This window comes from Bacillus sp. IT-79MI2, from assembly GCF_949768135.1.
Classification (GTDB): Bacteria; Bacillota; Bacilli; order Bacillales; family Bacillaceae_G; genus Bacillus_A; species Bacillus_A pseudomycoides.
In genome coordinates this window covers 19,265-32,971 of the sequence record NZ_CATKPV010000011.1, presented here as the reverse complement: position 1 = coordinate 32,971, position 13,707 = coordinate 19,265, and the positions used below count along the sequence as shown (strand labels likewise).

Sequence of the window (13,707 nt, the reverse complement as noted above, 5' to 3'; positions counted from 1 at the left end):
CTGTTTTTGTCGGAAGTTTAAATTTTTAAAAAAATAAGAAAGTAAGCCTTTTCATGTTATGATAATGAAGAAGAAGATTCTCATTGGGGAGGAATCAACATGATATTAGGGGATTTAAAACAAGCTTTCGCTCAAAAAAAGGGGTACTCTACAGAGGATATGAATGAGTTACTTGATTTTGCTAGACATCACTATTTAGAAGGAAAAATCTGCATCTCAGAATACCGAGTATTAATACGTGAATTAGAAATAAATGGGGCGAAACCCACACATACAACTGTAGAATCATAAAAACAAGAGGGTTTCCCCTCTTGTCACTTATATTGTTCTACTATATTCTGCAACGTATATAAAATCGCCTGATGTGTTTCATAAAACCGCTTACCTTTTCCCTTATTTACAAAACATTGCAGTGCATTATTTTGTAAATTCTCATACACTTGGTCAATTTGTTGCACATGTATATACTTAGGCTTTTCATGTTTTATCCATTGATAAGCTAATTCTTTCCACACTTCTAACTCCTGATCAACCATATCCACAAAAGGCTTCATATCTTGATAAAAATCAAACTCTTTCTCTTCTCTTTTTTTTATAATCGTTTCATCATTGTACTGTATTAATTTTATTGAAGACTGCATTAATTTTCCATAATCCAATTTATTTCCACCCTCTTATGCACTTACTATGACGTTTTGAAACGTTTGAAGCCAACTTCCTTTTTCTTCGTGATGTAATAATTTATCCTCCATATGTTGAATGTGCATTTCTGTTATTTCTCCTCGATTACATATATCTTCACGCTTATCTTTTAAAGAATGATTAACTCTAAGTGAAACATTCATTTCCAGCAAATCAAGAGCACTTAACATTTGATCCATTTTTTTCATTACATTTTCCTTCTGAACCATCGCCATTTATAAAACGCCTCCTTCTTTGCTTTTCCTTTGTCATGTTATTTCGACGGTTCACTTACCACTCCTGCACGACTGACAAAACTAGTTGATATTCGGCAAAGAAATCGGTTTGTATGAGTTTTATAGAAGTGGTAACAATACAAAAGGGAGGTGTTTACCATGGCTAAAAATAAAAATGAGAAGAAGAAAAAACAAAACACACAGCAAAATAAACCTGAAACTGGAAATCCGAAGCTAGATGGTCCGAACTTTCCTGCTACATAAAGTAAAACTTTAATCGGCGGGTCTATTTCTCTTACCTAGCTTCCTCAATTTTCCCTACATTTCAATTGGAATTATAATGCCCTATTGAAACTGTATAAAAACTTGAATCGATTTATGTAATCCATTCGTCCCGACTCCCTGTCAGAGAGCGGGACTTTTCTTATTATATCATGAAGTCATTGTTCCTTTTAAAAAAGCTATTCAATGAAGAAAAAAGATGTATTTGTTGTTGTTTTTGTAAAAACCATTCTGTAATATTAACTTCTTCTTTCAGTTCCTGAAAGAAAAACAATGCCTCAATATCCATTTTTTTATGGAACCAATCTTTCGTTACGTTATGGTGATGTAAAACAATTGAGAAAGCATCTCTTAACTGCGGTGTATCTTTTTCTTTTGGAATTATAAAGTACCGCTCGTAATCCATTCTTGATCCTGTAGGAAACGTTCGCAAGGAAAAATCGTAAAATAACGTTTCATATTTAGGATGAAATAATAACCAAGCTAATTTCTTTCCGAGTTCTATGCGTTTTTGTACTGTTTCAAATTGATAAACCGAAAAACCATATAGTTGCCCTTTTGTAGTCGGAAAAATTACAGCACTAAAATGAAAGAGCTCTTGAAATTTAAACAGTAAAGTTTGGAATACGTGCTTTTGAAAATATGGGTGTTCAATAATCGGTTTTTGAATCCTATTTTGTTCATTAATAATAAGTGCTGTAATAAGACGCGTGAGGTCTCTTTTATTCCAAAAATCATTCCATTCCTTCTCCATAAAAATAGATACGTTAAAAAACTGTAATAAGTGAAAAATTGGTTTATTCATTTTCTTACTGTACTCGTATAACAACAATTGTGGGTATGCATCTGAAAAAATAAGCCAATTTGCACTTTCATAAGTAAGGAACAGTTGCTTCCTCATTCTTTCAGATAAAATATTCGGATAATATTCCCCTGCTAAATCTGTCATATTCCACCCAGAATTTCTCGAAACCATACTCGCCAAAAATGACCACCGGATTTCTTTATTTCTCAAGTAATATTCTTGATAAGCCTGTGTGCGTGAAATATTATCTATATTTGCTAGAGCCGTCTGTTGTTTCATATACGCTATTAATTGCTTCTCTTCTATTGTACAAGAAAGTCCACTGCGCTCTCTATTTATTTTCTCATACTCATTCTGCATATGCATACAGGAATCACCACATCTCTCTTGAAAAAAATCGCATCTTTTTTGTTTTTTTTGATATAATCACCTTTGTAAGTAATTCTAGGTAAGTTGGAGTGGACAAACTATGACCATTCGTTATCCAAACGGAAAAAGGTATAATCAAGCGTTACAACCCCAAAAAACACAATCTAAAAAACATACTTATAGCAATAGAGGTATGTCTCTGGAAGAGGAACTAAATGAAACAAATCAATATTATTTAACCCATAATATTGCATGCGTACATAAAAAACCCACTCCTCTTCAAATTGTAAAAGTGGATTACCCCGCTCGAAGTGCTGCGGTTGTGAAAGAAGCTTATTTTAAACAGCCTTCTACAACAGACTACAACGGTGTATACAAGGGGAAATACATTGACTTCGAAGCGAAAGAAACAAAAAATAAAACAAGTTTTCCGCTGCAAAATTTCCATCTTCATCAAATTAAGCATATGGAACAAGTAATAGCTCATAACGGAATTGCATTTGTTATTATTAAATTTACACTTTATGACGAGTTTTATTTACTTGATGCAAAACATGTCGTTTCATTTTGGAATCGCCAAGATGCTGGTGGACGCAAATCGATTACGAAACAGGAAATCGAAGAGCACGGATACTTGTTATCATGCGGTTATCATCCTCGAATTGATTATATTCGTGTACTAGACATGGCTTATTTTTCGTGATAGAGTCAACAATAAGGCTCTTTTTTCGACTTTTGGGGAGAAAATGAAAGGTAGGAGAAAGTATAATGTCAGAAAATTATCGTTCTCGTACAGAACGAAAACATGCACAACATCAAAAACAAGAAACAAACAAACCGGAGAAACCAAAGAAAAAAGGTTCCTTTTTCAAGAAATTTTTAATTGGTTGCCTACTTCTTGGCATTGTTGGTCTTATAGCTGGAGTTTCCGCCTTTTTTGTAATGGTACAAGATGCTCCAAAGCTAAATAAAGCAAAACTTGTCAATCCGCTATCAACTAAATTTTATGATAAAGACAAGAATTTCTTTTATGAATATGGTGCCGAAAAGCGAACGAATATTACTTACGATCAAGTTCCGAAAGTAGTAGAAAGCGCATTCCTAGCGACAGAAGATGCTCGCTTCTATCAACATAACGGAATCGACGTTAAGCGTACTGGAAAGGCAATCCTTGAAAATGTCACAGGCGGTTTTGGTTCTCAAGGTGGTAGTACAATTACCCAACAGGTAATTAAAAACTATTTTCTAACGATGGAAAAAACATCAAAACGTAAAGTACAGGAATGGTATTTAGCTTATAAATTGGAGCAACAATATTCCAAACATGAAATTTTAGAAATGTACTTAAACAAAATCAACCTTGGTAATCGCTCCTACGGGGTTGCAACAGCAGCGAAAAACTATTATGGGAAAGACTTAAAAGATTTAAAATTACACGAAGCAGCGATGCTTGCTGGATTACCTCAAGGTCCAAACATTTATGATCCAACAAAGAAAGAAAATATCGATCGAGCAACAAAACGTCGTAACGTTGTATTAACGTTAATGAATCGACATGGCTTTATTTCAAAGCAAGAAATGGATGAAGCGATAAAAATCCCTGTAACAGAAGGACTTCTTCCATCTAAAGATGTAACCGAAATGCCTTATCAAGCCTTTTTAGACGCAGTCGTAAAAGAAATCGAAAAAGAAATGCCCGATGTAAATATTGGATCTGACGGATTACAGATTTATACGACAATTGATACAAAGGCACAAGAATACGCTGAACAATTACTAGATGGAGATATTATTAACTATCCAAACGATCGTTTCCAAGGTTCTTTCGTATTCATGGATACACAGTCTGGTGAAGTTCGTGCAATTGGTGCGGGCCGTAAAGAAAATAAAACGGCATTTAAAGGACATAATATGGCCGTTGATATGCAGCGCCAAGTAGGTTCGACTATGAAACCACTTTTTGACTATGGTCCTGCTATTGAATATATGCAATGGTCTACATACCATCAATTAAATGACTCAGAATATACGTATTCTAACGGAAAGAAAATCCGAAATGCTACAAACAGCTATAAAGGTGATGTATCTTTACGTGAGGCATTGAAAAAATCATTAAACATCCCTGCTTTAAAAACAGCACAAGCAGTTGGATTAGACAAATCACAAGCATTTGCTGAAGGACTTGGAATGACTTTCTCTAGAAAAGCAGTCGAAGCCGATGCGATTGGTAGTAATGAGGCTTCTCCATTACAAGTAGCTGGTGCATATGCCGCTTTTGGTAACGAAGGAAATTATAACAAGCCACATTTCGTAACAAAAGTTGTCTTTCCTGATGGAAAAGAAAAAAACTTGAAACCAAAAGAAATACGAGCAATGAAAGACTACACAGCATATATGATTACGGATGTTCTTCGTGATGTTGTAAAACCAGGTTCTGGTGGTACAGGTCCAACTGCTTATGTATCAGGAATTGATGTTGCTGGTAAAACAGGAACACAGAACTATGATGCAGATGCATTAAAAAAATATAACATTCCAGAAAGTGCCAACAGAGATAGCTGGTTTGCAGGTTATTCACCGCAATATACGATGTCAGTATGGACAGGATATGAAAAAGATTCTGAAGAAAACTATATTGCAGATAAATCACCTTCAGTCCGAATTGCACAGCAAATATTCAAAGAAATGATGAGTAAGTTTGCTACAGATACATCTCGCTTTGAACAACCTTCTTCTGTAGAACGTCTAAATGAAGAACTTTATGTAAAAGGTGCGAAAAAAGATACTGTTAAGCAAATCAAAGTAGATCCACCAACTGGTGTAACGCCATCTTATGATGCAGCATCTAATACGATTACATTAAGCTGGGCTGGTCCTTCAGACGCTGAAGCTTACTCTGCAAGCTATAAAGCAAACGACGGTTCTAGTGGTAGCCTATCCGTGAGCGGTACAAATGCTTCCCTTGGCGGTGTGAAGCCAGGTGTCACTTACAGCTTCTCAGTAGTAGCGAAAAAAGGAACGGGAACAAGTGATGCCGCTGGCGTATCCTTTACTGTTCCTGGCGAGAACGCAGAAGCTAAGAAGAAAACCGAAGAAGATGCTAAGAAAAAGGCTGAAGACGAAGCTAAAAAACAACAAGATGCACAGAAAAAAGCCGATGAGGAAGCTAAAAAACAACAAGATGCACAGAAAAAAGCCGATGAGGAAGCTAAAAAACAACAAGATGCACAGAAAAAAGCTGATGAGGAAGCCAAGAAAAAAGCTGATGAGGAAGCCAAGAAAAAAGCTGATGAGGAAGCCAAGAAAAAGGCTGATGAGGATGCTAAGAAAAAGGCTGATGAGGATGCTAAGAAAAAGGCTGATGAGGATGCTAAAAAACCAAAACCAGATCCAGATCCAAAACCAAAACCAGATCCAACACCAGAGGTTAATCCAGTACAATAATACAAAAAAGAAGTCACCTTTCTCTAACGAGATGGTGACTTCTTTTTTTGTATTATTTTTTTTGCATACAGCTTTTCTATTTCTACATACAACTGTGCCAATTGAATATAGGAATGATAGTGATGTGGTTGCTTTGTAATAAATGAATAACGTTCCATAAAGTTAATCGGTTTTATTTGTAGCTCATCAATCATGTTTTTAATATCCTTTAACCCTGACACTGGTTTTCCGTTTAACCAATATAAACTCGATAATAAATGAGCTGCAAAGTGAATCATTGGCCTTTTTGCTTCATTTCGCTTTCGATCCCGAAAAAATATCGAGATATCCTCTTTTTTGTCTTTCCATATATCTAATACAGCTGGAATTCCCATTTCTATTTCATTCCATGGCTCATATTGTTTTTCTATATCAAATAAGAAATAATGACTTTCTAGCAATTGCACAAACGATTCATCTGTATGATATATAATCTTGTCTATATCCCCTTCAAAAAAGGGATTACATCGAAACTCATCCGGTACTTGTACAACTTGTTCCATCTTTTTATTTCCCCTTTATTCGCTTCTTACCTTCACGACACACTTCTAGTAGCCGGCATTCTTCACATTGCGGCCGCTGTGCTTTGCAATGGTAACGTCCAAAGAAAATCATTCGGTGATGCGTAACTCCCCACTCTTCCATTGGCACTTTCTTCATTAATGTTTTCTCTACCTCTAGAACGGAATCTTTCCAACGGCAAATAGCCAAACGTTTACTTACACGTTCCACATGTGTATCAACAGCGATAGCTGGGATACCAAATGCTACAGAAACAACTACATTTGCAGTTTTTCTACCAACCCCTGGTAGTTTTGTTAGTTCATCCCGATCCTGTGGTACCTCTCCATTATAGTCTTCAAGCAACATTCGGCATAACTTTTGAATATTTTTCGCTTTGTTCCGGTACAATCCAATTGAACGAATATCTTGTTGCAACTCTTCTAAGGACACATTTAAATAATCTTCAGGTGTCTTATACTTTTGAAATAAACTTTTCGTTACTTTATTTACAAGGACATCTGTGCATTGTGCAGATAATGCAACTGCAATTACAAGTTCAAATGGATTGTCATGATTTAATTCACAATGTGCTTCTGGATACATTTCTGTCATTGTATCTAAACAATAACGAATTTGTGTCTTGTTTAACATACCTTTCCTCCTATATCACTGCTCTAACCAATTATAAAAGGGCACTTTCCCTGTATATTTTGTCTCTTGTTTTGTTACTTGCTGCGAGCGCTGTTGATTCGCTCTAAATTTCCGCCCTTGATCTTGCGCTTGATCAACTGTCTTAATTCCATTCTTTTTCCACTCAAAGAGAATACGATCAATATACCGAAAGTTAAGTTTCCCACTCATTACAGATTCTCGAAGAGCTGCTTGAATTAAATTTGGATGATGTTGATCCTGATCTTGCCACATCGCTAATGTTTCACATTCAAAAGGCGATAATGGTCTCCCAAATTCCCGTTCAAAAATTGTATATAAATTCACTTGAAGTTTCTTTTGTTCTTCTTTTTCTTCTTCTATTGTTTCATTCATTAAAAAATGCAAGATTTTTTCCCAAAGCGGTTGTAATGAATAACTTTCACACATCATCGCTTCAGATTTTTGACTACCTTCTAATGCTAAAAAGCCTTTTTGAATTAACGCTTGAATGATTTCCATACATTTCATTTCTGTTATTGTCATTCGTTCTGCAATCTCTGAAGGAGTTGGAAAAGAATTACCCGATTCTAGAAAAGTATGCACATGGAGTACAACCATAAATTCCATCTCATTTAAGCCTAATTTTTTATAATGCATCATAAGTAATTTTGGAATTGCGACGCTGCCTTGTTCAAACCATTGTAACATCATTTTTTTCTTCATGACCATACACCTCGCTTTCTAGTATAACACACCTATTATAATTTTCTTTTACCACAATTCGTCAAAAAACCTCCCTATAGATAGGGAGGTCATCTTCATTTGTTCAAAGTAACTTATGTGGTAAAAATGAAAGTAATTAGCTTTTTAAGCCTGTACTTTACTTCTCATAAACGTATTAATTCGCTCTAACGCTTTCTCTAATTGTTCAAGAGATGTCGCATAGGATAAACGAACATTGTTTGGTGCACCAAACCCTGTTCCTGGAACAAGAGCTACTTTCTCTTCTTCTAACAATGCTTTTGCCCACTCATCAACTGTTTCATATCCAGCTAACGCCACAGCCTCTTTTACGTTCGGGAATAAATAAAATGCACCTTGTGGTTTAATACAAGTGAAACCAGGAATTTGTATTAATTTATCATAAATAATGTTTAGTCGTTCTTCGAATGCTTGACGCATCATTTCCACAGGCTCTTGCGACCCAGCATACGCAGCAATTGCGCCGTATTGAGCGATTGAAGTAGGGTTTGACGTACTATGACTTGCTAAATTCGTCATCGCTTTAATAAGCTGCTTATTTCCTGCTGCATAGCCAATACGCCATCCTGTCATGGAATGCGATTTAGATACACCATTAATAATAAGTGTTTGTTCTTTTAATGCATTAGAAAGCTGGGCAATTGAAGTATATTCCACGCCGCCATAAACCAATTTCTCATAAATCTCATCAGAAACAATTAAAATGTCGTGCTCTAAACATACTTCTCCAAGCTGCTGTAATTCTTCTTTGCTGTAAATCATCCCTGTCGGATTGCTCGGTGAATTTATAATAACAGCTTTCGTCTTCTCTGTAATTGCCTCACGTAGCTGCTCTGGCTTAATTTTGTACTGATTGTCTTCTAGTCCTTCCACATAAACTGGCTTACCACCAGCAAGCTTTACTTGTTCTGGATAACTTACCCAATAAGGAGTCGGAATGATAACTTCGTCCCCTTCGTCAAGTAGCACTTGAAATAGTGTATAAAGTGCATGTTTTGCTCCATTACATACAATAATCTCAGTTGGATCATACGCTAATCCTTGATCGCGAGTAAATTTCTTCGCAATTTCTTGTTTTAATGTTGCTAATCCACCAGTTGGTGTATATTTCGTATGTCCTTCTAACATTGCTTTATGTGCAGCATCCATAATATGCTCTGGCGTATTAAAATCAGGTTCTCCTGCTCCTAATCCAATTACATCATGGCCTTCAGCTTTCAATGCTTGTGCCTTTGCTGTAATTTCTAAAGTTGAAGACGGTGTTAAAGCAGCTACTCGCTTTGCTAATTTCATTTGTGGTTTCCCCCTGCATCTATTTTTCAATGCTGTAATATCCAGCATATTTCCCATCTTGAAATTCTAGATAATAATACGTATAACGACCTTCTTGATCAATATATGTAATTTCCCACAACGGAACATCGTTTTCAGCACCTAATTTTGCCTTTACCAATTCTTTGGGCTTGCGTTCCCCAGCCACAATTTGTAAAGCTTTCTTTTCAGAAATGCCCTCGTTCTTTTTACGTACTAGAACATTCCCTTTTTTCTCAGGTACCCAAACAATGATTTGTTCTCCTTTTTCATCTACACCTTGTACGACTGCATATGAAGATTTTCCGTTATAATAATCAACCGTTTTTACCTTCGTAAGCTTTGCTTTTTCTTTTGCAATTTCTACAACTTTTGACTCTTTCGGAATTTTCTTTTCCATTGTCGCATTATATACATGCACCCCATATAACCCGATGGCAACGATAACAATAATGATGGTAAAAATCCATTTTTTCATTGTATCACTACGTTCTGTATATCGTAAATACTGCTGTTTCTTTTTCGTTTTCGTCTAATGCCAATCCGAACATGAGGTCCTGCTCTTTTAAAGTGCGATTCAAACTATCAACAATTTTATATAAGTCAGACGAATATTTAATACGCGTCGTTGATAGCACTTCGATTTTCTTCTCCATGAAAACTCCTCCGTTACACAAAAATTTCTAATTATAGAAGAACGCAATACGGTTACAATAAGAGTACATTCTTTACAACCCCTGCTTCATCACCCATCTATTATAGCAGGACATGTTCAGCAAAAAAAGGTTTCAAATTGAAAACCGAAACATTTGTATACAAGAAGTAAGAAAAAATAAATTTCCTCCTACCCACATTTCATGCCTGAAGTACGTCGTACTTCAGGCATATTTTTTCACTTACTGTTATTCCTTTAGCTATTTACCGATAGTAATTCCACCTACCTCAAAGTTATCTAAAAAATAACAAAAGTGAGGTAGGATATACTACCCGTCAAAAAACGATTGGCGAAGACGAAGAATCAGTGAGAAATGAAGGAACCCTCAGTGATTACAGTTTCACTTTATCCGCTTTATTCTTCTAAGTGATCTAACAGTTCTTCTAACGACCCTTCATAAAGAGGAACATTTGGAATAGATTGCATAAATCTTTTTCCGTAGAAAGAGTTGGTTAAACGACGATCTAAAACAAACACCGTTCCAGTATCCGACATCGCACGAATTAATCGTCCAAACCCTTGCTTAAAACGAAGAATTGCTTGCGGAAGTGCCAGTTTCGTAAATACATCTTCTCCTTTATTTTTCAACCATTCACTTTTGGCTTCCATCATTGGCTGATGAGGCGGTGTAAATGGTAACCGAACAATAACAAGATAGCTTAATGCATCTCCAGGAATATCAATCCCTTCCCAAAAACTACTTGTTCCTAACAAAATTGCTTTGTCGAACTCTTGAAATTTCCGAACTAAACGACTTCGGCTACGATTATGAACACTTTGTGTTAGTAATACAAAGCCTTCTAATTCATCCGCTTGTTTTAAATTTGTATATGTTTCCTTTAGCATTTCATAGGATGTAAACAAAACGAGCATTCTCCCATTTGTAGCTTTAGCAATCTTCATAATATGATGTGATACTTCTCTTATATACACATCCTCGCTTACTTGCTTAATGAGAGGAACATCAGTAGAAACCATTAGCTTTACTTGTTCCTCATAATGAAACGGCGATGGAACTGTTAATGTGTCTGGTGCAAAGTCATATAATCCAAGTTGTTCCTGTATATAATCGAATGTATTATTAACAGTTAAAGTCGCAGAAGTAAAAATAACGCTTCGCTTTTTTGTTAAGAACTCATCCGCAAACCTCTCTCCTATATGGACAGGTTGTGCATATAACACAGTGGAATGAATGGTACCTTTCGTTTCCGTTTCCATCCATGTCACATACTCTGTTTTTTCTAATATAAGCAGCTGCAATGAGTCGACCATTTTACGCAATAATTCAATTAAATGCATAAACTCGCCTGTAACAACATGCATCTCCCATTCGATTTTACTTTGTAATAAGTCCGCTTGTTGCTCTAGCGCAGTAAGTATTTTTCTCAATTCGTATACGAAGCGATTTGTTAACTCAGCTATACTTCTCCATAGCTTTCCATCCTCTTGGTCCGCGTTATATCGATAAATAAGCGGCATATTATTTGCCCCTTGTTCTTGCTTTGTTTGCTGAAATATAAATGTACGTAACATTTGAAATAATTCATCAGCATCAAATTTAATTTCCTTCAACCTATGACTCACCATTCGAAAAGCTGAACGTGACGAATGATGAGATTTTTTCATCAATTCATATACCTTTGATAGCACATCGTCCGTTTCTAACGTACCAAAGCGTGATAAGATTAATTGAAAGTACATGCATGAAAACTGCTCTCCAAGTGTCCTAGTCGCTGTTTCTTCGATGTGATGAGCTTCATCAAAAATAATATGTTCACAAGATGCCAAAAGTGGATCTTCACTAACAAAATCTTGAAATAGTAAAGCGTGATTTGTAATAACAATATCTGCAAATAACGCTTTATTTTTTGCTCGTTGATAAAAGCAGCGACTAAACCAGTTGCTTTGCATGCCGCCCGGACTGTACGTATCACTACAAATGCGATCCCACAGTAACTTCCCGCCTTCTGGAATATTAAGCTCGTCACGATCACCAGTCTCCGTTTGCAATAACCATACTAATACTTTTGCTTTCGTAAGCGCAGCATCATAGTTCTTCTCTTCTTCTTGCAATGCATATTCAAATTTATGTAAGCAAAGATAATGTTTTCTTCCTTTTAAAAGAGCCACTTCGAATGGAAATGGTAATATACTTTGCAATAAAGGAATTTCATTTTCAATCATTTGTTGTTGCAGTTGTACCGTTTGCGTACTAATAACAACTGGCTCTTCTCTTCTCTTTGCAAAATAAATACTTGGAAGTAAATAAGCAAGTGTCTTCCCTGTACCTGTTCCTGCTTCGATTAATGAAAAGCGAGAATCTCTTAATGCTGTATATATTTCCTTCATCATTCGCTGCTGACTTTCTCTTTGTTCAAAATTTGGCATCTTTAGCTCAAGTTGTTCCATTGACTTATGTAAAAAAGCATCAAATTTAGATAAACAATCATCACCGATTTCTAATGAATAATTTCGTTTTCGAAGCGCAATATTTCGATATACTTCATATTCCTTTGCATCTTCTGTACCAAGCATCACTTTATTTAAAATATTTTCTGAAATGATATTCGCTATATTACTTTGGAATACATCGCTTAGCTCATATAAAGATTGTAATGTGACAAGCGGTAGTTTTTCTAATTGATTTAGAAATTGTAAAAATAATTCTGCTGTCACGAGAGCATCGCTATCTGCACGATGCGGTTGATCATGTTCCAATTCATGTTTTTTTGCTAAATCACGCAATTTATAGCTATCAGCTGTCGGCAATAAAATTTGTGCCAATTCAACCGTATCAATTTTTAGACAGTTTACTTCTCCATATCCAGCTTGTTTTAATTCTTCCTTCAAAAAATTCCAATCAAAGTGAACGTTATGTGCAACAAAATAAGCACCATGTAATAGTTCGGCTACCATCGGCGCTACATCGCAAAATAGCGGGGCTTGTTTCACGAGATTTTCATCAATCCCTGTTAATTCTGTAATAAATGGAGGAATCTCTCTCTTCGGGTTAACAAAAGACGAAAAGATTTCCAATATCTCTCCATCTTCTACTACAACAGCTGCAATTTGTGTAATTCTGTCCTTCCCATCTTTCCAGGAGTTCCCTGTCGTCTCTAAATCGACAACGACATAACGCTTACTCATATGTAACACCTCAATTTCTTACCCTTTCAAACAACAAAAATTCATATATTGTTACTATACCACGTTTTATATCATCTTAATGAAAAGATGGACAAAAAATAGAAGAGCCTGGTGTTGAAAAAAGGACTCTTTCTATTCATTCAAGTATATAGTTTCAAAAAAATCTTTAATCTTCTTTATTAATGAATAATTTTTCCGAACTGCTTTTTTACGTATATTTACATAAAGTAAGCTTCCATCTGCGGGATTTTTCATGCTATTATCCCCACTCACCTATTTGCCGCGCCTCTCTGAATCTTGAGGTAGATCTCTTACTGCCGTGATAGCAAGATAAAATGAAAAGCTATCCCATATGAGATAGCTTTTCATTTTATAAAATCGTACCTGCTTTTTCAGCACCTAACATTTCAACAATTTGATTGTTATCATCTAACACCGCAATTTTTGGTACTTGTTTATCTACATCTTCTGTCGCTACGAGACCGTAACAAATAATAATAACTTTATCTTCAGGTTGTACAAGCCTTGCAGCTGCACCATTTAAACAAACAACACCGCTGCCACGTTCCCCTTTAATTACATACGTCTCTAAGCGAGCTCCATTGTTATTATTTACAATTTGTACTTTTTCATTTTCTACAATCTCCACTGCGTCCATTAAATCTTCATCAATTGTAATACTACCTACATAATTTAAATTTGCTTCTGTTACAGTCGCGCGATGTAACTTTGCTCTCATCATTGTGCGAAACATAGATGAC

The 13,707-nt window shown here is 35.7% G+C and carries 14 protein-coding genes; 3 read left to right on the top strand and 11 right to left on the bottom strand.

Annotated features, from left to right (window positions below):
* Positions 1 to 99 precede the first annotated feature (99 nt).
* Positions 100 to 291 (top strand): YppF family protein, encoded by a 192-nt coding sequence (locus tag ACM6HU_RS00255; protein WP_006094322.1) that lies wholly within the window; start codon positions 100 to 102, stop codon positions 289 to 291.
* A gap of 23 nt (positions 292 to 314) precedes the next feature.
* Here the strand turns inward: ACM6HU_RS00255 and ACM6HU_RS00250 are convergent, their stop codons facing one another.
* From ACM6HU_RS00250 to ACM6HU_RS00240, 3 genes are all read right to left on the bottom strand, one after another.
* Positions 315 to 641, bottom strand: coding sequence for a YppE family protein (locus tag ACM6HU_RS00250; protein WP_375337749.1), 327 nt, complete (start codon positions 639 to 641; stop codon positions 315 to 317).
* A 33-nt stretch (positions 642 to 674) separates the two neighbouring features.
* Positions 675 to 917: a hypothetical protein gene (locus ACM6HU_RS00245; protein ID WP_003206610.1), complete on the bottom strand. Its 243-nt coding sequence runs from the start codon at positions 915 to 917 to the stop codon at positions 675 to 677.
* Between the two features lie 427 nt (positions 918 to 1,344).
* Positions 1,345 to 2,370 carry a DUF2515 domain-containing protein gene (locus tag ACM6HU_RS00240; RefSeq protein ID WP_016114119.1) on the bottom strand — a complete coding sequence of 342 codons (1,026 nt, stop codon included), beginning with the start codon at positions 2,368 to 2,370 and terminating at the stop codon, positions 1,345 to 1,347.
* A gap of 103 nt (positions 2,371 to 2,473) precedes the next feature.
* Here ACM6HU_RS00240 and recU point away from each other — a divergent pair, with 103 nt between their 5' ends.
* Both recU and ACM6HU_RS00230 read left to right on the top strand, forming a co-directional pair.
* Positions 2,474 to 3,076 (top strand): Holliday junction resolvase RecU, encoded by a 603-nt coding sequence (gene recU, locus ACM6HU_RS00235; RefSeq protein ID WP_016114118.1) that lies wholly within the window; start codon positions 2,474 to 2,476, stop codon positions 3,074 to 3,076.
* 65 nt (positions 3,077 to 3,141) lie between these two features.
* Positions 3,142 to 5,817, top strand: coding sequence for a PBP1A family penicillin-binding protein (locus ACM6HU_RS00230; RefSeq protein WP_414847943.1), 2,676 nt, complete (start codon positions 3,142 to 3,144; stop codon positions 5,815 to 5,817).
* A 23-nt stretch (positions 5,818 to 5,840) separates the two neighbouring features.
* Here the strand turns inward: ACM6HU_RS00230 and ACM6HU_RS00225 are convergent, their stop codons facing one another.
* From ACM6HU_RS00225 to panD, 8 genes are all read right to left on the bottom strand, one after another.
* A complete protein-coding gene (locus ACM6HU_RS00225; RefSeq protein WP_088094045.1) occupies positions 5,841 to 6,359 on the bottom strand; it encodes a YpoC family protein in 519 nt (172 codons plus the stop codon).
* A gap of 4 nt (positions 6,360 to 6,363) precedes the next feature.
* Positions 6,364 to 7,011 carry an endonuclease III gene (gene nth, locus ACM6HU_RS00220; RefSeq protein ID WP_088094044.1) on the bottom strand — a complete coding sequence of 216 codons (648 nt, stop codon included), beginning with the start codon at positions 7,009 to 7,011 and terminating at the stop codon, positions 6,364 to 6,366.
* Between the two features lie 15 nt (positions 7,012 to 7,026).
* On the bottom strand, positions 7,027 to 7,734 hold the full coding sequence (dnaD, locus tag ACM6HU_RS00215) for a DNA replication protein DnaD (RefSeq protein ID WP_016114116.1): 708 nt from the start codon (positions 7,732 to 7,734) through the stop codon (positions 7,027 to 7,029).
* A gap of 144 nt (positions 7,735 to 7,878) precedes the next feature.
* Positions 7,879 to 9,066, bottom strand: a complete 1,188-nt coding sequence (aspB, locus tag ACM6HU_RS00210; RefSeq protein WP_003206480.1) for an aspartate transaminase AspB — start codon at positions 9,064 to 9,066, stop codon at positions 7,879 to 7,881.
* A 19-nt stretch (positions 9,067 to 9,085) separates the two neighbouring features.
* Positions 9,086 to 9,562: a DUF5590 domain-containing protein gene (locus ACM6HU_RS00205; protein WP_088094042.1), complete on the bottom strand. Its 477-nt coding sequence runs from the start codon at positions 9,560 to 9,562 to the stop codon at positions 9,086 to 9,088.
* A gap of 7 nt (positions 9,563 to 9,569) precedes the next feature.
* Positions 9,570 to 9,740 (bottom strand): YpmA family protein, encoded by a 171-nt coding sequence (locus ACM6HU_RS00200; protein ID WP_000412180.1) that lies wholly within the window; start codon positions 9,738 to 9,740, stop codon positions 9,570 to 9,572.
* A gap of 413 nt (positions 9,741 to 10,153) precedes the next feature.
* On the bottom strand, positions 10,154 to 12,946 hold the full coding sequence (gene dinG / locus ACM6HU_RS00195) for an ATP-dependent DNA helicase DinG (RefSeq protein ID WP_088094041.1): 2,793 nt from the start codon (positions 12,944 to 12,946) through the stop codon (positions 10,154 to 10,156).
* A gap of 370 nt (positions 12,947 to 13,316) precedes the next feature.
* Positions 13,317 to 13,700, bottom strand: coding sequence for an aspartate 1-decarboxylase (panD, locus tag ACM6HU_RS00190; protein ID WP_006094314.1), 384 nt, complete (start codon positions 13,698 to 13,700; stop codon positions 13,317 to 13,319).
* Positions 13,701 to 13,707 lie beyond the last annotated feature (7 nt).

Coding starts and splice junctions, on each gene's coding strand:
- ACM6HU_RS00255 (WP_006094322.1), top strand. CDS start 100: ATGATATTAGGGGATTTAAAACAAGCTTTCGCTCAAAAAAAGGGGTAC.
- dinG (WP_088094041.1), bottom strand. CDS start 12,946: ATGAGTAAGCGTTATGTCGTTGTCGATTTAGAGACGACAGGGAACTCC.
- ACM6HU_RS00250 (WP_375337749.1), bottom strand. CDS start 641: ATGCAGTCTTCAATAAAATTAATACAGTACAATGATGAAACGATTATA.
- dnaD (WP_016114116.1), bottom strand. CDS start 7,734: ATGAAGAAAAAAATGATGTTACAATGGTTTGAACAAGGCAGCGTCGCA.
- ACM6HU_RS00225 (WP_088094045.1), bottom strand. CDS start 6,359: ATGGAACAAGTTGTACAAGTACCGGATGAGTTTCGATGTAATCCCTTT.
- recU (WP_016114118.1), top strand. CDS start 2,474: ATGACCATTCGTTATCCAAACGGAAAAAGGTATAATCAAGCGTTACAA.
- ACM6HU_RS00200 (WP_000412180.1), bottom strand. CDS start 9,740: ATGGAGAAGAAAATCGAAGTGCTATCAACGACGCGTATTAAATATTCG.
- ACM6HU_RS00230 (WP_414847943.1), top strand. CDS start 3,142: ATGTCAGAAAATTATCGTTCTCGTACAGAACGAAAACATGCACAACAT.
- ACM6HU_RS00245 (WP_003206610.1), bottom strand. CDS start 917: ATGGCGATGGTTCAGAAGGAAAATGTAATGAAAAAAATGGATCAAATG.
- ACM6HU_RS00240 (WP_016114119.1), bottom strand. CDS start 2,370: ATGCATATGCAGAATGAGTATGAGAAAATAAATAGAGAGCGCAGTGGA.
- nth (WP_088094044.1), bottom strand. CDS start 7,011: ATGTTAAACAAGACACAAATTCGTTATTGTTTAGATACAATGACAGAA.
- ACM6HU_RS00205 (WP_088094042.1), bottom strand. CDS start 9,562: ATGAAAAAATGGATTTTTACCATCATTATTGTTATCGTTGCCATCGGG.
- aspB (WP_003206480.1), bottom strand. CDS start 9,066: ATGAAATTAGCAAAGCGAGTAGCTGCTTTAACACCGTCTTCAACTTTA.
- panD (WP_006094314.1), bottom strand. CDS start 13,700: ATGTTTCGCACAATGATGAGAGCAAAGTTACATCGCGCGACTGTAACA.